Genomic DNA, 19842 nt, shown 5'->3' with positions numbered 1-19842 from the left:
ACACCTCCATCAACGGTGGGTGCGGATCACCGGTGCCGCTGTTCCAGCACCGCCCGTGCATCATCCAGCGACAAGCCGCGCGCGCGCAGCAGCACCAGCAGGTGGTACAGCAGGTCGGCCGATTCCCCCAGCAATGCCTCATCGTCCTGCGCCACGGCGGCCAGCGCGGTCTCCACGCCCTCCTCGCCCACCTTCTGCGCGATGCGGCGGATGCCGCCCTCGAACAGCGAGGTGGTGTAGCTGCCCGGCGGTCGCTGCGCCTCGCGCACGGCTACCAACTGGCCCAGGCCGCCCAGGAAATCCTTCGGCGCGCCGTCGAAACAGCTCTCCGCGCCGGTGTGGCAGGTCGGGCCTGCCGGCCGCGCCAGCACCAGCACGGTGTCGGCATCGCAATCGACGCTGATCGACTGCACCGCCAGCACGTGGCCGGACTGCTCGCCCTTGGTCCACAGGCGCTGCTTGCTGCGGCTGTAGAAGGTCATGTGGCCGGTCACCTGGGTGATATGCAGCGATTCGGCGTTCACATAGCCCAGCATCAGCACCTGCAGCGTATCGGCGTCCTGCACCACGGCCGGCAGCAGGCCATCGCCCTTGGCCCAGTCCAGGGTTTCCAGAGCCTGCGGCGACGGGCGTACTTCAATAGACATCTCGAACCTCGATCTGTTGCTCGCGCAGGTAGCGCTTCAAATCTGCAATCGCAATGGCGCCGCTGTGGAACACGCTGGCGGCCAGTGCACCGTCCACGTCGGCCTGGTCGAAGGCCTGGGCGAAGTGCTCCATCGCACCGGCACCGCCGGAGGCAATCAGCGGCACGTTGCAGACTGCACGTGCCTGGCGCAACTGCGCCACGTCGTAGCCACGGCGCACGCCGTCGCTGTCCATGCAGTTCAGCACGATTTCGCCGGCACCGCGGCGCTGCGCGTCCACGATCCAGTCCAGGGTGCGCAACGGCACCGCCTGGGTCTTGCTGGGATCACCGGTGAAGCGGCGCACGCGCCATTCGCCATCGGCCTCGCGCACCGAATCCACGCCGACCACCACGCACTGCACGCCGAACTCGTCGGCCAGTTCGGTGATCAGCTCGGGACGGCCCAGCGCCGGCGAGTTGATCGAGATCTTGTCGGCACCGGCAAACAGCACACGACGCGCGGTTTCCACGCTGTCGATGCCACCGGCCACGCAGAACGGAATGTCGATCAGGCGGGCGATGCGCTCGATCCAGCCCACGTCCACCGAACGTGCTTCCGGGCTGGCGCCGATGTCATAGAACACCAGTTCATCGGCGCCCTGGTCGCGGTAGCGCTGGGCCAGTTCGGCGATGTCGCCCATGTCCACGTGGTCGCGGAAGCGCACGCCCTTGACCACGCGGCCATCGCGCACGTCCAGGCAGGGAATGATGCGGCGGCTCAACATGCCAGTGCCTCGCCCAGATCCATGCGCTGTTCCAGCAGGGCCTTGCCCAGGATTGCGCCACCACAGCCGGCCGCGCGCGCCTCGGCCACGTCGGCCACGCTGCGGATGCCACCGGACGCCTGCACGGCCACGCCCGGCAACAGCGCGGCAAGGTGCGCGTACAGGCTGATGTTCGGGCCGGCCAGCATGCCATCGCGGGCAATGTCGGTGCACAGCAGGTGGGCCATGCCCGCCTGCGCGTAGCGCTGCGCCAACGCATCCAGGGTGACCCCGGCGTTTTCGGTCCAGCCATGCACCGGCAGCTGCCACTGGCCCTGCGCGTCCTGGCGCGCGTCCAGGGCGATGGTCAGGCGCGGCGGACCGAACTCGGCCAGCCAGCCGATCACCGTCTCCGGCTCGCGCACGGCCAGCGAACCGACCACCACGCGGCCGGCACCGGCATCGAGGATGCGCGCCACGTCGTCGCGGCCGCGCACGCCGCCACCGGTCTGCACCTGCAGCGACGTCTGCGCGCGGATCGCCGCCAGCAGGGGTGCCAGGGTGTAACCGCCCGCTCGCGCCGCATCCAGATCGACCAGGTGCATCCACTGCGCACCCTGCGCGGCAAAGGCCTGCGCGCGCGGCAGCGGATCGTCGCCGTAATGGGTTTCCTGCGCATAGTCGCCCTGGCGCAGCCGCACCACGCGGCCATCACGGATATCCAGCGCGGGGTAGACGGTGAAGCTCATGCAGCGGTGCCCTCAAGGAAATTGCGCAACATCTGCGATCCGGTCTCGCCGGAACGCTCGGGGTGGAACTGGGCGCCGAAGTAGCGGCCCTGCTCCACCACGGCGGTGAACAGGCCGCCGTGATCGCAGGCGGCCACGGTGTGGCTGTTCAGCGGTGCCGCATAGCTGTGCACGAAGTACGCGCTGGCACGCTCTGGCACGCCCTGCAGCAGGGTCGATTCGCGCAGCGGCAGCAGCCGGTTCCAGCCCATGTGCGGCACGCGGATGCCGCACGCCGGCACCAGCTTGCGCACCACGCCGGGAATCAGCCCCAGGGTGTCCACGCCCGCTTCTTCGGAACGATCAAACAGCAGCTGCATGCCCAGGCAGATGCCCATCAACGGCACCTCCAGGCGTCGCAGCGGTTCCACCAGCCCCTGCGCGTGCAGGCGCTGCATGCCCGGTGCGGCCGCGCCCACGCCGGGCAGGATCACCCGCTGCGCACCGGCCAGGCCTTCGGCATCCCGCACCAGCCGCACCCGCGCGCCCAGGCGTTCCAGTGCGTAGCGCACCGAGCCCAGGTTGGCACCGCCGGCATCGATCAGCGCGACCTCGCTCACAGCGCCCCCTTGGTGCTGGGCAACGCCGTGCCCTGGCGGGCCAGCGCCGGGCGCAGCGCGCGGGCCAGCGCCTTGAAGCACGCCTCGACCTTGTGGTGGTCGTTGTCACCGTGCACCTGCAGGTTCAGGTTCAACCCACTGGCATCGCACAGCGAACGGAAGAAATGTGGCACCAGCTCGGTCGGCATGTCGCCCACGCGCTCGCGCTTGAACTCGCCTTCGAACACGAAGTACGGCCGGCCGCTGAAGTCCAGCGCGGCGCTGGCCAGGGTCTCGTCCATCGGCAGGGTGAAGCCATAGCGGCCGATGCCGCGCTTGTCGCCCAGCGCTTCGCGCAGCGCTTGGCCCAGCGCCAGGCCGGTGTCCTCGATGGTGTGGTGCTCGTCGATGTGCAGGTCACCTTCGGCCCGGATGTCCAAAGCGAAGCCGCCGTGCTTGCCGATCTGTTCCAGCATGTGGTCGAAGAACGGCAGGCCGGTGGCGATGTGCGCATCTCCAGCCCGGTCCAGGTCCAGTTCAACGCGGATCTTCGTTTCCTTGGTGTTGCGCTGGACCACGGCGGTACGCGGCGCATCGGCCAGTGCGTGGGCGATGCCGGGCCAGTCCCACTCGCCGCCGAACTGCTCGGTGCGCAACTGGAACGCACGGATGTTGAGGTTCCCGGCGAACTGCACGTCGGTGATGCGATCACCGACCATGGCCGAACGCGCCCAGTCGATGCTGCGGTCCTGCAGGTAGGCGGTCATCAGGCCGATGGCCGGCTTGCGCGTGGGTGCATTGTCCTGCGGCCAGCTGCAGTCGATCAGCACGTCACGGAACTCGATGCCCTGGCTTGCGAAGATCTGCAGCATCAGGTCGTTGGGGCCATCGAAGCTGGCGCGCGGGTACGCCTCGCTGCCCAGGCCATCCTGGTTGGTGACGATGACGAACTGGTAGCCAGCATCGCGCAGCTTCAGCAGCGCCGGGATGACCTGCGGCACGAAGCGCAGCTTCTCGTAGGCGTCGATCTGGAAGTCGGCCGGCTCCTCGATGAGGGTGCCGTCGCGGTCGATGAACAGAATGGGGGTCATGCAGCGGCCCTCCGAGCCGACAGGGCCGCGAGCACGCGGTCGTTCTCTTCGCGCGTGCCGATGCTGATGCGCAGTGCATCGCCCAGCTGCGGCGCGGCGCGCTGGTCACGCACCACCACGCCGGCCGCCAGCAGGGCATCGAATGCGGCCTGCGCATCGCCAAAGCGCACCAGCAGGTAATTGCCCGACGAGGGGTACACGCGGCGCACGCCGGGCAGGCCCGGCAATGCCGCAAACAGGCGTTCGCGTTCGGCGATGACGGTGGCCACGCGCTCGGCGGTGCGGTCCAGTGCGGCCGGCTGCAGCGCCTGCACGGCCAGTTCCGCGCACGGCGTCGGCACCGGGTACGGGGCCTGGCAACGGCGCAGCACGGCAATCAATTCCGGCGCGGCAATCAAAGTGCCGATGCGGGCCGCGGCCAGTGCATGCGCCTTGGACAGCGTGCGCAGCACCGCCACGTTGGCGTGCGCGGCCAGCAGCGTGGTGGCTGACGGGCGCTGTGCGAATTCCACGTAGGCCTCGTCCACCACCACCAGGGCCTGCCCACGCAACGCCGTGGCCACACGTTCGATCCCGGCCAGGCTGATATCGCTGCCGGCCGGGTTGGACGGTGCGCACAGGAACACCAGCTTGGCGCCCTGCTGCTGCGCGGCGCTGATGACAGCATCCAGATCGGCGTGCAGACCCTCGGCCGAATCCACCAGCGGTACATCGATCAGCGCGGCGCCCTGCAGGCGCGCGCACACCGCGTACATGCCAAATACCGGCGAGGTAACCAGTACGCCGTCGCGGCCGGGCACGCACAGCGCACGCACCAGCAGATCGATGGCCTCGTCGCTGCCACGGCCGATCAGCAGCTGCTGCGGCTGCACGCCGTACAGCGCGGCCAGACCCTCGCGCAATGCCAGCGGTTGCGGTTCGGGATAGCGGCGGCTGCTGCCGGCGGTATCAGCAGGATTGGTCCAGGCCGACTCGTTGGCGTTCAGCCAGACATCGCCCTGCACGGCCGCGCTGCGCGCCGAACTGTAGCCCGCGAACGCTTGCAGGTCCGGGCGCACCAGCGCCAGTACGTCGTTCACCGTGCTCATGCGGCGGCCTCCATGCGCACGGCCACGGCGCGTTCGTGCGCGTCCAGGCCTTCGGCACTGGCGATGATGCGCGCGCAGCCACCAATCGCCGCCAGGCCGGCCGCGCTGGCACTCTGCACGCTGATCAGGTTCTGGAAGCTGGCCACGCTCACGCCGCTGTAGGCACGCGCGGCGCCGGCGGTGGGCAGCACGTGGTTGGTGCCACTGCAGTAATCGCCCAGCGCTTCGGGTGTATAGTCGCCCAGGAATACCGAACCGGCGGCCTGCACCTGCGGCAGCCAGTCACGCGGTTCACGCAGCGCCAGGATCAGGTGCTCGGGTGCGTAACGGTTGCTGATGGCAAACGCCTCGGCCAGCGCCTCGACCTGGATCAGGCGCGACGCCGACAGCGCCTGCCGCGCGATCTGCTGCCTCGGCAGCAATGCGACCTGGCGTTCCACTTCGGCTTCAACGGCCGCCAGCATCGCCGCATCGTCGGTCAGCAGCAGCACCTGCGAATCGGGGCCGTGCTCGGCCTGCGACAGCAGGTCCGCCGCCACGAACGCCGGATTGGCACCGGCATCGGCGATCACCAGCACTTCCGACGGGCCGGCCGGCATGTCGATGGCGGCCGCACCGTCCTGCGCCACCTGCTGCTTGGCCTCGGTGACGAAACTGTTGCCCGGCCCGAACAGCTTGTCGCAGGCCGGAATGCTGGCCGTGCCATAGGCCATCGCGGCGATGGCCTGGGCCCCGCCCAGCTTGAACACACGCTGCACGCCGGTCAGCCGCGCGGCCACCAGCACGGCCGGATCGGCACTGCCGTCAGGGCGCGGCGGCGTGCACAGCACCACCTGCGGGCAGCCGGCCAGTTGCGCCGGCACGCCCAGCATCAGCGCGGTGGACGGCAGCGGCGCACTGCCGGCCGGCACGTACAGCCCTACCCGGCCGATCGGCCGCAGCATGCGTTCGCAGACCACGCCCGGCGCGGTTTCCACCGCATAGCCCTGGCCCATGCCGGCCTGGTGGAAGCGGCCGATGCGCTCGGCGGCCTCGACCATGGCCTGGCGCAGCGCCGCCGGCACGGCCGCTTCGGCGGCGGCGAATTCGTCCTCGGATACTTCAAATGACGGCAGTTCCACGCCGTCGAAACGGGCGGTGATGGCGCGCAGGCCGGCATCGCCGTCGGTGCGCACCTGCGCGATCAACGCAGCCACCGCATCGCGGGTCTGCTGGGCCACGGTCTGCACCGGGCGGGTCAGCGCCTCGCTGCGTGCGGCTTCATCAAGTTGCGACCAGATCAGACGATTCATGCCAGCGACCGCTCCACGCTCAACACCATCAGGCCCTGGGCGCCAGCGCGCTCCAGTTCTTCCATGCGCTGCCAGGTCAGCGGACCCGGGCACATGGTCTGCAGGCGCAACGCGCCCCCATCGGCAGGCAAACGCACCAGCGGCTCGGCATCGGCCAGCAGCTGGGCCAGCGCGTCCACCCGGTCTTCGCTGGCGCGGAACATCAGCAGCTTGCGGTCCTGCTTCTGCACCACGCCATCCAGGCGGCGCAGCAGCATGCTGCGCAGGCCGGCGCGGGCATCGTCGGGAACGCGCACGGCACCGGCCAGCACGGCCTCGCTGTCCAGCAGGTTATGCACGGGCGTTAGCTGGTTGGCGCGCAGGGTGGCGCCGCTGGAGACCAGGTCGCAGATCAGGTCGGCGGTGCCCAGGCGCGGGGCGATTTCCACCGACCCGGACAGTTCCACCACCTGCGCATCCACGCCCTGCTCGCCCAGCCACTGCTTGAGGATGGCCGGGTAGCTGGTGGCGATGCGGGTGCCGGCCAGCTGCGCCGGACCGCTCCACTGCCACTCTTCGGGCACGGCCAGCATCAGCCGGCACTGGCCGAAGCCCAGCCCGCGCAGGGCCTGGTAGGCGTCCGGCAGGCCGATCTGGCGGCGCGCGGCAGCCTGTTCGTCCAGCTCGTTGCGGCCGACGATGCCCAGGTCGCACACGCCGTCGGCGATCAGCCCGGGAATATCGTCGTCGCGCACCAGCAGCAGGTCCACCGGCAGCGATTCGCCGTAGCAGAACAGCTTGTCGCGGCTCTCGCGCCAGCTCAGGCCGCAGGCGCTTAGCAGGTTGCGGGCGGGTTCGGCCAGACGGCCGCTTTTCTGGATGGCGATGCGCAGCCGGTCACGTGCCGGCGCTGCCTGGGTTGCACTCATGGGGGAGGTCTCGAAGTTCGGAACGGGGCGCGGATCAGCGCGAAGCAAGGCGGTCGATGGCGGCGGCATAGCCTCGATGGCCATGCTCGAGCGTGCGCGCGACGCGTCCGGTGGTGGTCACGCTGACCCCGGTGCGTTCGTGGATCTCGCGGTAGGGCACGCCCTGCTGCAGCAGCGGCACCACCTTCCAGCGGTCGGCCATGGCTTCCAGTTCGGCGGGGGTGCACAGGTCACGCAGGAAGGCTGCCACCTCTTCGGGGGCGCGCAGGGCGGCAAAGGCCTGGGCCAGGGCGTCCAGGTCGGCCTGCGGGTCTTTGGCGGCAATGTCGGGGCGGGCTTTCACGGGGTGGATTTCGTGCATCAATGTAATAGCGCGTTAGTACATTAACGCATTCTTCCGCAGTGCGTCAAATCTGGGGGGGGGTTGTGGGCAGGGCTGCGCCCTGCACCCGCAGAGGCTGGAGCAACGGCAGAAGCTGGGGTACTGGGGGGTGGCGGGGTGGGCCGGTGGCAGGGGACGCCGTAAACCCCCAGTCCGGCCCAGCCGCTGGCGGCTGTGCGTTCGGGCGCTTGCGAAGCAGTGCTTCGCAAGCAAAGCGCCCTCACCCATGGGGGCTTGGCCGCGGCATCCATGCCGCGGACACCCCTGCCACCGGACCCACCCCGCCTTCGACAGTTTCCTGCGAGCTGTTGGGACGGCGAGGGGTCGGATCCGTTTTCTGAAGGAAAACGGCTCTGACCCCGGAACGCGGCCCGGAAACAAAAACGCCCACCGGGTGGTGGGCGTTTGCTGGCGTGTCGGCGTGCGGCCAACCGGCCGTTACATCACCTTCGACTGCTCCAGCTCAACCTGCAGGGTGCTGGCCAGTTCGTCGCGGGAGACTTCGAACTGCTGCTCGCGCACCAGGTCCTTCACCGCCACCACGCCGCGCGCCAGTTCGTCCTCGCCCGCCAGCACCACGAAGCGGATGCCGGCCTTGGCCGCGTACTGGAACTGCTTGCCGATCTTCTTCGGCTCCATCTGCACTTCGGTGTTGATGCCACCGCTGCGCAGGCGGCGGGCGATGTCCAGCGACTGCGCCATGCCCTGCTCGTCCATCAGCGCCACCAGCGCCTGCACGCTGCTGGCTTCGATGCCGTCGATCAGGCCGGCTTCGCGCAGCTGCCAGAACAGGCGCGACAGGCCGATGGAAATGCCCACGCCCGGCAGCTTGGACTTGCTGTAGTGGCTGGCCAGGTCTTCGTAGCGGCCGCCCGAGCAGATCGAGCCGATCTGCGGGTGGTCGGTCAGCGTGGTTTCGTACACGGTGCCGGTGTAGTAATCCAGGCCGCGGGCGATGGAGAAGTTCAGGCAGTACGCGCTTTCCGGCACGCCCAGCGCCTGCACCAGCTGCAGCACTTCGCGCAGTTCGGCCACGCCGGCGCGCAGGGTGTCCGACGATGCGGCATTGGCTTCCAGCACCGCCAGCTGGGCCAGCGCATCGGCATGGCCCTGCGAACGCACGGCCACGAACGCCAGGATCTTCTCGACCTGTTCGGCCGGAATCCCGAAGCCCTCGCCCACCAGCGTCTCGCGCACGTAGTCGGGGCCACGTTTGTCCAGCTTGTCCACTTCGCGCAGCACCGCCAGCTGGCGCTCGCCCTCGGCCACGCCCAGGCTTTCGAAGAAGCCGCGCATCAGCTTGCGGTTGTTCAACTGGATGCTGAAATCGCCGATGCGCAGTTCCGAGAACACCGCATGGATGACCGCCAGCACTTCGGCGTCGTAGCGCACGCTCAGGCTGTCCTTGCCGATCACATCGATGTCGCACTGGTAGAACTCGCGGAAACGGCCACGCTGGGCACGTTCACCGCGGTACACGCGCTGCATCTGGTAGCGGCGGAACGGGAAGGTCAGTTCGTGTTCGTGCTCGGCCACGTAGCGGGCCAGCGGCACGGTCAGGTCGAAGCGCAGCGCCATTTCCGGCAGCGAACGGTCGCCCGATTCGGCCGCATTGGCCAGCGCACCGGTGGACTGCACGAAGTACACCTGGCGCTCGGTTTCGCCGCCGGACTTGGTCAGCAGCACATCGGACAGCTCGAACACCGGGGTTTCCACCGGCAGGAACCCGAAGCGCTCGTAGTTGCGGCGGATGACGTCCAGCATGCGCTGGAACGCAATCTGCTCGCGCGGCAGCAGTTCAAGGGTGCCGGGCGGGGTACGGGGCTTGATCACGGGGCGGAACTCCTGCAGGAACGGGAACGTGGGAGGGGGCGACATTCTAGCGCCCCGCATCGCTCAGGCGCCGATCAGGGGCCGTCTGGCCGCATGAAGTATCATAAGGCCCTCCCCCGCCCGCGATCTGCCCCTGCACCATGTCCCGGCCCGACGGCGCCCTGCCCGCTGATCCCTCCTCCGCTGCACCATCCTGCACCACGCTGGACTGCCTGCACTGCTCGGTGCGGCATCTGGCGGTGTGTTCGGCGCTGTCGCCCGACGAGGTGCAGGCGCTGGAACAGGTCACGGTGTCGCAGCAGGTGGCCGTGGGCAGCACGCTGGCCCGCAGCGGTGAAGAACGCCTGCATGTCTATACATTGACCGCCGGTGCGCTGCGCCTGGTGCGCACCCTGGCCGATGGCCGCCGCCAGATCAGTGGCTTCGTGCTGCCCGGCGATTACCTGGGCCTGAGTGGCAGCGACCACCACCGCTACGATATCGAAGCCATTGCCGACAGTCGCGTGTGCCGGGTGGCGATGCCGCAGATGCGCGCCCTGCGCGGGCGCTACCCGCATCTGGAACGCAAGCTGCTGCAGCGCGCCTGCCAGGAACTGGACGCCGCGCAGGACGCGGCGCTGGCCCTGGCCCGCCTGCAACCGGCAGAGAAGCTGGCCGATTTCCTGCTGCGCCTGGCCGCGCGCGAGGCCCGCCTGGGCGGCGACGGCCTGCGCGTGCAGCTGCCGATGGGCCGCGGCGATATTGCCGACCACCTGGGCCTGACCATGGAAACGGTCAGCCGCACCTTCACCAAGCTGCGCCAGCAGGGCCTGATCGCCCTGCCCCATCTGAACGTGGTGGAGATCCAGGACGAAGACGGCCTGCGTGCGCTGGCCGGTGACGGTCTGCTGTGACCGCGGCCGCCGGGCATGGCCCGGCGCTACCCCCTTCGCCGACCTTCGGTAGCGCCGGGCCATGCCCGGCGGCGCTTGATCAACGCAACAACACCTCGCGCAACGCGTTGTAATCGGCTGGCAACGGCTCGGCATGCGCCGGGCGCTGCAGCAGCTCACCCAGCGCCGGCGGCACCGGCACGGCTTCGCCAATCAACGGTTCCACCACCGCCTCGAACTTGGCCGGGTGCGCCGTGGCCACCACCGCCCAGTCACCCTTGGCACCACGCACGCGCAGATCGCGCAGCACTTTCACTGCCGTGGCCGTATGCGGGCAGAACAGTTCGCCATGGCTGGCGTGTTCACTGGCGATGGTCGCGCGGATCGTCACATCGTCCACGCTGAACGCACGGAACGCCGCACGCAGTTCGGCGTCATCGTCGTTGTACAACCAACGCAGGCGCTCGAAATTGCTGGGGGCGCCGACGTCCATGGCGTTGGCCACGGTGGCCACGCTGGACTGCGGCTGGTAATCGCCGCCGTTGAAGTAAGCCGGCAACACTGCATTGGCGTTGGTGGCCAGCACGATCTGCCCGATCGGCACACCCAACGCGCGCGCCAGCACCGCCGCCATCGCATTGCCCAGGTTGCCGGTCGGCACCACCAGGTTCAGACGGCGCCCGCTCTGCGCGTGGTGCACCAGCGCGGCATGCGCGTAGTAGCTCATCTGCGGCAGCAGACGGCCCAGACTGATGCTGTTGGCCGAACTGAGCGGCACCTGCGCCTGCAGCGCGGTGTCGGCCAGCGCCTGCTTGGCCATGGCCTGGCAGTCATCGAACGAGCCGGCCACGCGCAGCGCCTGGATGTTGTCACCGAAGCAGCCCAGCTGATGCGCCTGGCGCGGCGATACGCGGCCGTCGGGATACAGCACCACCACCCGCACGCCCGGCTGCTGGTGGAAGGCCGCGGCCACGGCCGCACCGGTGTCGCCGGACGTTGCCACCACGATGGTCAGATCGCGGTCCTTGCCGGCCTGCAGGCGCGACAACGCACCGGCCAGGAAGCGTGCACCGATGTCCTTGAACGCAGCCGTGGGCCCATGGAACAGTTCCAGCACATGGTCGCCGTTGCCCAGCGCACGCAGCGGCACGGGGAAATCGAAGGCCTGCCGGCAGATCGCAGGCAGCGCGTCGGCCAGTGCATCGCCGGCGAAGAACGGCGCCAGCAGATCCGCTGCGGTGTCGGCCAGGGTTGCGCCGGCCTGCAGCACACGGGGTGACGGCAGGCGCTCGGGCACGTACAGGCCGCCATCGGGGGCCAGCCCAGCGGCGATGGCCGCACTCAGGCCAACGGCCGGTGATCGGCCGCGGGTCGATACGAAATGCATCACGTCGGTTTCCAGAAGGGGGGAAGGATTCAGCACAGGTGGGCTCCCGGGGCATCCAGCGGCGAGACCCAGGCCTCGCTGTCCAGGCCGGCAGCCGCGAACGCGGCACGCACCGGCGCCGCCGCGGCCCGCGCGCGGTCGGCATCGTCGAACCAGGCGAACACGCTGGGGCCGGCACCGGAAATGCCGGCGCCCATCGCCCCCGCCGCCAGTGCCGCCTCCTTGGCGGCATCGAAACCGGCGATCAGGCCGGCGCGCCGCGGTTCCACCAGCACATCGCGCAGGCCGGCCCGTACCAGCTCCGGATCACTGCGATGGCAGCCGCTCAGTACCAGGGCCAGGTTGGCACTCTGCGCAACGAACTCGCCCAGGGCATAGCTGCCCTGCAGCGCCTGCCGCGCACGCCGCGTTTCCAGCACGGCCTGCGGGTGCACCAGCAGGCTGTGCCAACTGGCCGGCACCGGCACCGGCACCAAGCGGTCGGCGGTGCACAGCGCCAGCCCGCCCAGCAGCAGCGGGCCGACGTTGTCGCCGTGGCGGCCGCCACTGGCCACCGCTTCGCCATCCAGCGCATGCGGGTACAGCGCTGCGCGTGGCAGCGGCGAATCCAGCAACGCGTTGGCCGCCACCAGAGCGGCCACGCACGAGGCCGCCGAACCGCCCATGCCCGAGCCGAACGGAATGCCCTTGTCGATTTCGATGGCGAAGCCGAACTCCAGGCCCAACCCTTCACGCAGCGACATCAGCGCCGCGCCGGCAGTGTTGCCGGCTGCGTCCAACGGCAATGCAACTTCGCTGCCGCGGACCGCATCGATGCGCACCAACGGATCGGCGATGCGGCGCACGGTTACCGTATCGCCCACGCCGGCGATGGCGTGGCCGAGGATATCGAAGCCCACGGCCACGTTGGCCACCGAGCCCGGCGCGAATGCACGTGCGATCACAGCCGCGCTCCTTCACCGGCAGCCACGCGCAGCAGGTCGGCGAAGACACCTGCGGCGGTCACTTCCGGGCCAGCGCCCGGGCCCTGCACCACCAGCGGGTTGTCGCAGTAACGGCGGGTACGGAACTGCACCACGTTGTCGGTCAGCCGCAGGTTGGCAAAGGCGTGCTCGGCCGGCAGCTCCTGCAGGCCCACCGATGCACCATCGGCGCCCAGCCGCGCGACATAGCGCAGCACGGCGCCACGCTCGCGCGCGGCCTGCAGGCGGGCCAGCAGTTCTGCATCCGAGTCGCCCAGCCGCGCCATGAATTCGTCCACGCTGCCCGCGCGCAGGGCCGCCGGCACCAGGCTTTCCACCTGCACCTGTTCCAGGCTGAGTGCGTGCCCGGCCTCGCGGGCCAGGATCACCAGCTTGCGCGCCACGTCCACGCCGGACAGGTCATCGCGCGGGTCCGGCTCGGTGTAGCCCATCGCGCGCGCCTGCGCCACCAGTTCCGAGAACGGCTGGCTGCCGTCGAAACGGTTGAACAGCCAGGCCAGCGTGCCGGAGAAGATGCCTTCGATGGCCAGCACTTCATCGCCGGTGTCCACCAGGTCGCGCAGCGTGGTGATGACCGGAAGACCCGCGCCCACCGTGGCTTCATAACGGAAGCGCGCGCCGCTGGCCGCGGCCGCCGCACGGATGCGCTGGTAGCGTGCCAACGGTCCGGCCCCGGCCTGTTTGTTCGGGGTCACCACGTGGATGCCAGCGGCCAGCCAGTCGGCATAGCGCTCGGCCACCTCGGCACTGCCGCTGCAGTCGATCACCACCGCATGCGGCAGGTGCGCGGCCAGCAGGTGTTCGGTGAAGGCATCCAGATCACTGGCCTGGCCGTTTTCCTGCAGCGCGGCGCGCCAGTCAGCATGCAGCACCTCCGCTTCCAGGCGCATGCGCGACCGCGAAGCCAGCGCACGCACCCGCAGATCGACATTGGCCTTGGCCAGCAGCTGCGGGCGCGCGGCCAACAGCTGGTCCAGCAAGGCTGCACCCACGTTGCCCGGACCGATCACGCCCACCGCGAAGGTCTGCGGCGACAGCCAGAACCCGGCATGCGCGGCACGCAACGCACGCGGCGCATCGGCGCTGGACACGGCCACCGAGATATTGCGCTCGGACGAGCCCTGGGCGATGGCCAGGATGTTCACCTGCGCGCGACCCAGCGCCTCGAACAGGCGCGCGGCCACGCCCGGCTGGCCGGCCATGCCGTCACCCACCGCAGCCAGCACGCTCACCTCGTCGCTCACCTGCACCCGCTGCACCTGGCCCACCGACAGTTCATGGGCAAACGCCTGCAGCAGCGCCTCGCGGCCACGCGCGGCCTCGGCGCCGCGCACCACGCAGCAGATCGAATGTTCCGAAGACCCCTGCGAGATCATCACCACCGATACATGGGCCTGGCGCAGCGCGGAGAACACGCGCTCGGCGGTACCCGGCACGCCCATCAGACCGGTGCCTTCCAGGTTCAGCAGGGCCAGGCCGGGGCTGAGCGTCAGCCCCTTCACCGGCCCACGCGGCGAACGCTCGGCACTGATGCGCGTGCCCGGATGCAGCGGCTGGAAGGTGTTGCGGATGATGATCGGCATGCCCAGGCGGATCGCCGGCGACATCGTCTGCGGGTGCACCACCTTGGCGCCGAAGTAAGCCAGTTCGCAGGCTTCGTCGTAGCTCAGCGCTTCCAGCTGCACCGCCTCGGGCACCAGCCGTGGGTCGGCCGACAGTACGCCGTCCACATCCGTCCAGATATGCAGCTCATCGGCGTTGAACAAGGCGGCGAAGATCGCGCCGGAATAGTCGCTGCCGTTGCGGCCCAGCGTGGTGATGCGATCCTGGCGGTCACGTGCCACGAAACCGGTGGCCACCACCCGCGCCTGCGGGTGCTGCAGCCGCCAGTTGGCCAGCCGGTCGGCGCTGGCTTCCCAGTCCACGTCCACGCCCAGTTCGCCGTGACCGACCACCAGCACGTCGCGCGCATCCAGCACCGCGCAGTCCTCGCCCAGCGCCCGCAGGTGGCTGCCCAGCAACTGCGCGGAAAACACTTCGCCCAGGCCCTGCACGCGGTCCAGCACCTCGCGCGGCAGTTCGCCGATCACCGCCAGCGCGGCCAGCACGTCGGCCAACTGGTCAAAGCGCGCGTCGATCCACTCCACCGTCTCGCCCACCTGCTCGCCCAGCAGCGCCACGGCCGCGCCGCGGTGCCGCGCACGCACCGCATGCCAGGCATCGCGCCAGCCCGCGTCGCCGCGCGCGGCCAACTGGGCCAGTTCGATCAGCGCATCGGTCACGCCCTTCATGGCCGACACCACGGTGACCTGCAGTGCTTCGGGGCGGGCCAGCAGCAGACCCGCTACGTGGCGATAGCGCTCGGCATCGGCCACCGACGTGCCGCCGAACTTGTGCACGACAGTGGAAGGCGCGGCCAGATCGAGATGGGCAGCGGAATGGGCGGGGGCGTTGGCGGACATGCAGACCTCATTGGGAGGCCCCGTCGCATGCAGGTGTCGAGTTTCCCCGCCACCTGGATGGTGCGGGGCCGTGGTTTTCGGGAGTTACACGAAGACGACGGGCCGCACCAGGGCAGTGGTGACGGTGGTGGTGGTAATGGTGGTAATGGCGACCGGCGCAGTCGAGCGGCCCGCAGTAGCGGGGGCGATCAGGCTGGCAAGGGCGGCATCGAGGACCATGGCGCACAGAAAACACCGTGCGCTGGGGCGCTGTCAAGTGTTGCAGCGCAAAATATTCCTGCGGCGATCATCTGCCAACGTGCCGTCATTTGGTTGCATCTGTGACGAAGCGGCGATCAGGGCGCGCACGGCGCGCAATCACCCGGCATGTTCGGCGATCGCGCGCGGCGCACGGTGTGCGTGCGCGCACAGCAGCACCCCGGCCACCAGGCACACGATGGCCAGCGCCTCCAGCAGGCTCGGCCAGCGCCATTGCCAGGCGAACGCATACAGCAGCGCGAACAGCGTTTCGAACACGATCATCTGCCCGGTCAGGGTGAGCGGCAGCAGACGGCTGGCGCGGTTCCAGAAGGCATTGCCGATCAGCGAGGCAAACACCGCCACGCCGGCACTGATGCTCCAGAACAGCGTCCACTGTGCCGGGCTGTGCGCCGCGCTCTGGCCGGTGAACGCCATCGGCACCAGCAGCAGGGCCAGGCCGCCGGTGGTCACGCCGGTCAGCATGGACCAGTCATGACTGGAAAGATCGGGCCGCCGCGCCAGCCAGCGGCTGTTGCCCACCGAATACACCGCCCACGAGAACAGCGCACCGAACGCACACACCAGGCCCAGCACGCGCTGCCGCCACGGCGTGGCTAGGTGTTCGGACATCAGCGCCTCCCAGCCCACCAGGGTAACCCCGAGCACGCACAGCCCCAGCGCTGGCAACAACTGTTTCAACGGCACCGCACCCTGCTCACGCACACCCACCAGGGTCACCACCACCGGGATCAGCCCGACGATGAGCGAGGCCGCCGCACCACCGGCCCACTGCACGGCGGTAGCCAGCAGCAGGAAGTACACCAGGTTGCCGGCCAGGCTGAGCCAGAGCAGGCCCCGCCATTCGGCGCGGCCCAGTTTCGGTGCCAGCCGCTTCCAGCGCGGCAGCAGCAGCACCAGGGCAATCAGGCCGTAGACCAGATAGCGCCCGGCCGACAGCTGCAGCGCGTTGAACGTACCCAGCACGGCGGGGGCGAGGAAGACCACGCCCCACAGCGCGCCGGCGGCAACGCCATTGGCGATGCCCAGGGCCATCGGGTTGTTGCGCATGAACACATCGTCGGGGGAAGGACAGGCCGCGCAGTGTAGGCGCCGCCGCCGCGCGCGTCTTGACCGAGGCTACTGCCCCAGCCCGTCGCGGCGGCGCTGGCCCCGCCCAACGGCTGTTGCCCCCGCTTCTCGTAGCGTCGAGCTTGCTCGACGGCTGTTGCCCCCGCCTCTCGTAGCGTCGAGCTTGCTCGACGGCGTTCCAGCAAGAGCCGTCGAGCAAGCTCGACGCTACCAAAGCCCTTCGCCGCCCGTGTCCGGTCGTTCCGCCACAAGGCCATTCGCCGCCCGGGTCCGGTCGTTCCGCAACAAGGCAACGCCGTCCGAATCAGGGCACCTCACCGCGCCGCCACGCGGCCGGGGTCATCCCGGTTTCCCGGCGCAGCGCACGGGTCAGCGCGCTCTGCTCCGAATAACCGGCGGCCAGCGCGATCTGGCTGATCGGCGCGGTACTGGTCAACAGCTGGTGCTTTGCCCAGCGCAACCGGTTGGCACTCAACCAGGCCTGCGGGCTGACCCCGAATTCCCCCAGGAACAGCGCATGCAGGCGGCTTTCACTCACCCCGACAAACCCCGCCATGCGCGCCACCGGCCAGTGCTGGCCCGGTTCGCGCTGCACCGCCGCGCACAGGCCCTGCAACCGAGCACCACTGCCGGCCGGGGCGAAGGCATGCAACAGGTCCGGCAGCAGTTCCGGCACCGTCTGCCCCGCCTGCACATGGGCCAGCCGCTGGCGCAGGCGCTGCGGCAGGTGCAGCCAGCGTTGCCGGCACAGGTGCTCCTGGGTGGCATCGTCCAGTACACCCGGGCCGCAATCGACGATCACGAAACCGTTCGGGCCCTGCGCCATCTGGTCATGCGCCTCGCCAGCGGCCACGAAGGCACCCTGCAGCAGGTCCAGCCGGCCGCCGTGACCTTCCATCTCGAACTGCAGTTCGCCCTGCAGCGGCAGCACCCACTGCGCGTAGTCATGCCGGTCCAGGCCGGTGGCCTGGCCGTAGTGCCGCAGGTGGAAGATCGCGCCCATCGGCGCAGTGTGCGCGTGCCGCCGGGCGGCTGCAATGCTGTCATCGGCCCGTGCTAAGGTCGGCGCCATCCACACCCACCGGGATCGCACGATGAAGGAACGTCTGCTGCCGATCGCCCTGGCGCTGCTTCTGGCCAGCCAGCCGCTGTCTTCCCTGCGCGCACAGGACGCGCGTACGCCGCCCGCGCCGCACTGCGTGGATGCACGCAGCGTGCAGCAGGTCGAACAGGATGCCGCCGGGTCCATCGCCGTGCGCGATGGCCGCGACCGCGCCTTCCGCATCGACTTCAGCACTGCCTGCCCCGGCGTGAACCAGGCCGAAGCCCTGCGCCTGGAAGCGCCACAGGGCTGGGCCTGCGGCACACCCGGCGAACAGGTGGTAGTCGATGGCCGCCGTTGCGCAGTAAGCGCAGTCACGCCCATCGACAACCGTACCTTCGCCCTCACCGCGCGCGAAAGCAGCCGCCAGTTCGCCGATACCCTGCCTACGGTCACGGTGGAAGCCAAAGGCACGGCGCGCCGCACCGACGATCGCGGCCGACACACCTTCCAGACCTCATCGGCCGTCTGCTTTGCCACCCGCCACGTACGTGGCTGGAGCGAAACTCCCGAAGGCGTGGTGGTGGAAACCAACCCGCGCCGCAACGGTGGCCACCGCTATTACACGGTTGAACTGGCCAGCAGCTGCTCGATCCTGGCCGGCGCCACCGAGGTCGATTTCCAGTCCGGGTTCCAGAACGGGCTGATCTGCGGCAACCCGCGCGATCGCATCGTGCTGCAGCCGTCGGGCATCGAGAACGATGCCCGCTCCTATGGCCCGCGCTTTGCGCGCCCGGGCTGCGACATCCTGGCCGTCTACCCCAGCGACAGCAAAGGCCCCGCCGCGCCCTAGCCGTCGGTACCCAGGAACGCGAACGGCTTGCTGGGCTGGAAATGGGACAGCGCATCACCGGCGAAGGTGTTGCGCTGGTCCGGGCCCAGGTCCAGCTTCAGCACTGGCCCGGCGAAGTCGATCTTGTTCAGGTCCACCCAGAACGTATTGGGCGTGAGCGCCGACTCGAAGAAATACAGGCGCCGCTTGTGGTCGGCCACCGTGCGCCAGCGGGTGGACGAAATGTTGGGCTCGCCCGGCGTGGTGATGCCGTAGGGCACCGATGCATTGCGGATCACGCTGAACACACTGGCCAGCGCCACCACCGGGTCTTCTGCCTTGGGAATGGCATTGATGTAGAACGAGGCACGCGCGAAGCGGTCGGCCGAACGATTGGTTCCGGGCAGCATCACGGTGCCGCCGATCTGCTTCCAGTAGGCGTTCAGAGCCAGCTGCTCATCGAAGATGGGTGAGTTGGTCATCACCTGGTAGCGGCGGTCGTGGTGGATCACCTGGCGTCCGCCGATGTACTCGACGATGGCGCTGTCACCGCTGGCATCGGACAGTGACAGGTGCAGCGTGGCCTGGCGATCTTCGCCGGGCACCTTGTCGGTCACGATGGAATACGGCTCGCGCTCCAGCGCGGCCACTGCTTCCTGCACGGTCGCAAAGTTGTCCAGCACGTACTGTGCCCACAGCGAAATGGCCAGGCCCGGCTTGTTGCTGCGGCTCTTGGGGTATTCCGATTCCACCAGCCACAGCAGGTTGGCCACCAGGCCCTTTTCGTTCATGCCGTCGGTGGTGGACACGTCGTAGCCGGTCGCCACCACGCTGCCGTAGCGCGCCTTCCAGGCAATCGACTTCGGCCCGGCCTGGCCATTGCGTTCAATGCCCCGTGGCAGCACGTACAGGTTGGTGGCCACATCCACCTTCCAGTCCATGGAGCGCGCGGTGATCACATCACCGTTGTCGCCCAGGTACACCGCGCGCGTACACGCCAGTGCCGGTGAAACCGCCGCTGCCAGCGCCATTGCCAGCATCGCCCTGCCCTGCCACTTCATGCGCGCCATGTCGTGCTCCATTCCCCGGGGATCAGCCGATGAAAGCGCGGCGCTTGTGACCTGCGGGTGAAGTGGTGCGCCCGGGACCGGTGTTACAGCGACGGCTGCACAATCTGCGCCAGCAGATCGATGGCGGTCGGGCCGCCGGCATCCCCTGCCAGCGTGCGCGCGAAACCGGACCAGTCACCGGCGGCCAACTGCCGCAGCAGCGAAGCCTCGACCGGCAGCACGCGCATCGACCAATAGGGAAACTGCCGCTGGCCCAGATGCCCGCGCGCCAGCTCCATCAGATCGTGGTGACTGCCCGCGCGCAGGATGCGTTCGTACACCGAATCGATGCCATCGGGCGGACCTTCGATGTACTGCAGGAAGCGTTGGCCATCGTTGAGCAGCACGCCGGTGACGCCCGCCATCTTGTTGAAGCGTGCCGCGTCGTCCACCAGCGCGTGCATGCGTTCAACCGGAAGATCTGCCTTTGCCTGGCTGACATAGGCGATGGCGCACAGTGGCATGGGGCGTCCTTGACCAGAGAGACACCCACCGTAGCAGTTGCGGACGGAT

At 69.2% G+C, this 19842-nt stretch carries 20 protein-coding genes; 2 read left to right on the top strand and 18 right to left on the bottom strand.

All coding sequences use genetic code 11. The features are described from left to right. Positions 1-26: 26 nt before the first annotated feature. From hisIE to hisS, 10 genes are all read right to left on the bottom strand, one after another. Positions 27-647 carry a bifunctional phosphoribosyl-AMP cyclohydrolase/phosphoribosyl-ATP diphosphatase HisIE gene (hisIE, locus tag C1931_RS08955; protein WP_108756058.1) on the bottom strand — a complete coding sequence of 207 codons (621 nt, stop codon included), beginning with the start codon at positions 645-647 and terminating at the stop codon, positions 27-29. After that, positions 637-1413 carry an imidazole glycerol phosphate synthase subunit HisF gene (hisF, locus tag C1931_RS08950; RefSeq protein ID WP_108752948.1) on the bottom strand — a complete coding sequence of 259 codons (777 nt, stop codon included), beginning with the start codon at positions 1411-1413 and terminating at the stop codon, positions 637-639. The genes hisIE and hisF overlap by 11 nt, the downstream gene beginning before the upstream one ends. Then, the gene (gene hisA / locus C1931_RS08945; protein ID WP_108756057.1) at positions 1407-2141 is read right to left on the bottom strand and encodes a 1-(5-phosphoribosyl)-5-[(5-phosphoribosylamino)methylideneamino]imidazole-4-carboxamide isomerase; all 735 of its coding nucleotides are present in this window, start codon (positions 2139-2141) and stop codon (positions 1407-1409) included. Before hisA ends, hisF begins: the two co-directional genes overlap by 7 nt. Beyond that, complete coding sequence (hisH, locus tag C1931_RS08940; RefSeq protein ID WP_108756056.1) at positions 2138-2740, bottom strand: imidazole glycerol phosphate synthase subunit HisH; 603 nt, start codon at positions 2738-2740, stop codon at positions 2138-2140. The genes hisA and hisH overlap by 4 nt, the downstream gene beginning before the upstream one ends. Continuing rightward, on the bottom strand, positions 2737-3810 hold the full coding sequence (hisB, locus tag C1931_RS08935; protein WP_108756055.1) for a bifunctional histidinol-phosphatase/imidazoleglycerol-phosphate dehydratase HisB: 1074 nt from the start codon (positions 3808-3810) through the stop codon (positions 2737-2739). Before hisB ends, hisH begins: the two co-directional genes overlap by 4 nt. Then, the gene (gene hisC, locus C1931_RS08930) at positions 3807-4898 is read right to left on the bottom strand and encodes a histidinol-phosphate transaminase (RefSeq protein WP_108756054.1); all 1092 of its coding nucleotides are present in this window, start codon (positions 4896-4898) and stop codon (positions 3807-3809) included. Before hisC ends, hisB begins: the two co-directional genes overlap by 4 nt. Further along, positions 4895-6190 (bottom strand): histidinol dehydrogenase, encoded by a 1296-nt coding sequence (gene hisD / locus C1931_RS08925; RefSeq protein WP_108756053.1) that lies wholly within the window; start codon positions 6188-6190, stop codon positions 4895-4897. Before hisD ends, hisC begins: the two co-directional genes overlap by 4 nt. Further along, positions 6187-7098, bottom strand: coding sequence for an ATP phosphoribosyltransferase (hisG, locus tag C1931_RS08920; protein WP_108752942.1), 912 nt, complete (start codon positions 7096-7098; stop codon positions 6187-6189). The genes hisD and hisG overlap by 4 nt, the downstream gene beginning before the upstream one ends. A 34-nt stretch (positions 7099-7132) precedes the next feature. Then, a complete protein-coding gene (locus tag C1931_RS08915; RefSeq protein WP_108757710.1) occupies positions 7133-7441 on the bottom strand; it encodes a YerC/YecD family TrpR-related protein in 309 nt (102 codons plus the stop codon). Between the two features lie 477 nt (positions 7442-7918). Further along, a complete protein-coding gene (gene hisS, locus C1931_RS08910) occupies positions 7919-9313 on the bottom strand; it encodes a histidine--tRNA ligase (protein ID WP_108756052.1) in 1395 nt (464 codons plus the stop codon). Positions 9314-9453: 140 nt separating this feature from the next. Here hisS and C1931_RS08905 point away from each other — a divergent pair, with 140 nt between their 5' ends. Beyond that, positions 9454-10206 carry a helix-turn-helix domain-containing protein gene (locus C1931_RS08905; protein ID WP_108756051.1) on the top strand — a complete coding sequence of 251 codons (753 nt, stop codon included), beginning with the start codon at positions 9454-9456 and terminating at the stop codon, positions 10204-10206. Positions 10207-10285: 79 nt separating this feature from the next. Here the strand turns inward: C1931_RS08905 and thrC are convergent, their stop codons facing one another. The 6 genes from thrC to C1931_RS08880 form a co-directional block, all read right to left on the bottom strand. Continuing rightward, positions 10286-11572 (bottom strand): threonine synthase, encoded by a 1287-nt coding sequence (thrC, locus tag C1931_RS08900; protein WP_108756050.1) that lies wholly within the window; start codon positions 11570-11572, stop codon positions 10286-10288. A 29-nt stretch (positions 11573-11601) separates the two neighbouring features. Beyond that, positions 11602-12516 (bottom strand): homoserine kinase, encoded by a 915-nt coding sequence (locus tag C1931_RS08895; RefSeq protein WP_108756049.1) that lies wholly within the window; start codon positions 12514-12516, stop codon positions 11602-11604. Next, complete coding sequence (gene thrA / locus C1931_RS08890; RefSeq protein WP_108756048.1) at positions 12513-15017, bottom strand: bifunctional aspartate kinase/homoserine dehydrogenase I; 2505 nt, start codon at positions 15015-15017, stop codon at positions 12513-12515. The genes C1931_RS08895 and thrA overlap by 4 nt, the downstream gene beginning before the upstream one ends. A gap of 84 nt (positions 15018-15101) precedes the next feature. Next, the gene (locus C1931_RS20585) at positions 15102-15236 is read right to left on the bottom strand and encodes a hypothetical protein (protein WP_267895964.1); all 135 of its coding nucleotides are present in this window, start codon (positions 15234-15236) and stop codon (positions 15102-15104) included. Positions 15237-15374: 138 nt separating this feature from the next. Further along, positions 15375-16325, bottom strand: a complete 951-nt coding sequence (locus C1931_RS08885; RefSeq protein ID WP_108757709.1) for a DMT family transporter — start codon at positions 16323-16325, stop codon at positions 15375-15377. 325 nt (positions 16326-16650) lie between these two features. After that, entirely contained in the window at positions 16651-17349 is a 699-nt protein-coding gene (locus tag C1931_RS08880; protein WP_108756047.1) for an AraC family transcriptional regulator, read from the bottom strand. A 91-nt stretch (positions 17350-17440) separates the two neighbouring features. On the opposite strand from C1931_RS08880, the gene C1931_RS08875 reads away from it, so the two are divergent. Then, positions 17441-18241: a DUF6491 family protein gene (locus C1931_RS08875; protein WP_108756046.1), complete on the top strand. Its 801-nt coding sequence runs from the start codon at positions 17441-17443 to the stop codon at positions 18239-18241. Here the strand turns inward: C1931_RS08875 and C1931_RS08870 are convergent. Continuing rightward, on the bottom strand, positions 18238-19290 hold the full coding sequence (locus tag C1931_RS08870) for a linear amide C-N hydrolase (RefSeq protein WP_108757708.1): 1053 nt from the start codon (positions 19288-19290) through the stop codon (positions 18238-18240). The genes C1931_RS08875 and C1931_RS08870 overlap by 4 nt on opposite strands. A gap of 83 nt (positions 19291-19373) precedes the next feature. Next, positions 19374-19793 (bottom strand): BLUF domain-containing protein, encoded by a 420-nt coding sequence (locus tag C1931_RS08865; protein ID WP_108752934.1) that lies wholly within the window; start codon positions 19791-19793, stop codon positions 19374-19376. Between the last annotated feature and the right edge of the window lie 49 nt (positions 19794-19842).

This window comes from Stenotrophomonas sp. YAU14A_MKIMI4_1 (assembly GCF_003086855.1).
Classification (GTDB): Bacteria; Pseudomonadota; Gammaproteobacteria; order Xanthomonadales; family Xanthomonadaceae; genus Stenotrophomonas.
The sequence above is the reverse complement of the archived record's forward strand: the minus strand, read 5'-3'. Positions and strand labels throughout refer to the sequence as shown.

What these genes read in the sequence shown, in the direction of transcription:
- hisIE (WP_108756058.1), bottom strand. Translation starts at nt 647, where the DNA reads ATGTCTATTGAAGTACGCCCGTCGCCGCAGGCTCTGGAAACCCTGGAC.
- hisF (WP_108752948.1), bottom strand. Translation starts at nt 1,413, where the DNA reads ATGTTGAGCCGCCGCATCATTCCCTGCCTGGACGTGCGCGATGGCCGC.
- hisA (WP_108756057.1), bottom strand. Translation starts at nt 2,141, where the DNA reads ATGAGCTTCACCGTCTACCCCGCGCTGGATATCCGTGATGGCCGCGTG.
- hisB (WP_108756055.1), bottom strand. Translation starts at nt 3,810, where the DNA reads ATGACCCCCATTCTGTTCATCGACCGCGACGGCACCCTCATCGAGGAG.
- hisC (WP_108756054.1), bottom strand. Translation starts at nt 4,898, where the DNA reads ATGAGCACGGTGAACGACGTACTGGCGCTGGTGCGCCCGGACCTGCAA.
- hisD (WP_108756053.1), bottom strand. Translation starts at nt 6,190, where the DNA reads ATGAATCGTCTGATCTGGTCGCAACTTGATGAAGCCGCACGCAGCGAG.
- hisG (WP_108752942.1), bottom strand. Translation starts at nt 7,098, where the DNA reads ATGAGTGCAACCCAGGCAGCGCCGGCACGTGACCGGCTGCGCATCGCC.
- C1931_RS08905 (WP_108756051.1), top strand. Translation starts at nt 9,454, where the DNA reads ATGTCCCGGCCCGACGGCGCCCTGCCCGCTGATCCCTCCTCCGCTGCA.
- thrC (WP_108756050.1), bottom strand. Translation starts at nt 11,572, where the DNA reads ATGCATTTCGTATCGACCCGCGGCCGATCACCGGCCGTTGGCCTGAGT.
- thrA (WP_108756048.1), bottom strand. Translation starts at nt 15,017, where the DNA reads ATGTCCGCCAACGCCCCCGCCCATTCCGCTGCCCATCTCGATCTGGCC.
- C1931_RS20585 (WP_267895964.1), bottom strand. Translation starts at nt 15,236, where the DNA reads ATGGTCCTCGATGCCGCCCTTGCCAGCCTGATCGCCCCCGCTACTGCG.
- C1931_RS08885 (WP_108757709.1), bottom strand. Translation starts at nt 16,325, where the DNA reads ATGCGCAACAACCCGATGGCCCTGGGCATCGCCAATGGCGTTGCCGCC.
- C1931_RS08880 (WP_108756047.1), bottom strand. Translation starts at nt 17,349, where the DNA reads ATGGGCGCGATCTTCCACCTGCGGCACTACGGCCAGGCCACCGGCCTG.
- C1931_RS08875 (WP_108756046.1), top strand. Translation starts at nt 17,441, where the DNA reads ATGAAGGAACGTCTGCTGCCGATCGCCCTGGCGCTGCTTCTGGCCAGC.
- C1931_RS08870 (WP_108757708.1), bottom strand. Translation starts at nt 19,290, where the DNA reads ATGGCGCGCATGAAGTGGCAGGGCAGGGCGATGCTGGCAATGGCGCTG.
- C1931_RS08865 (WP_108752934.1), bottom strand. Translation starts at nt 19,793, where the DNA reads ATGCCACTGTGCGCCATCGCCTATGTCAGCCAGGCAAAGGCAGATCTT.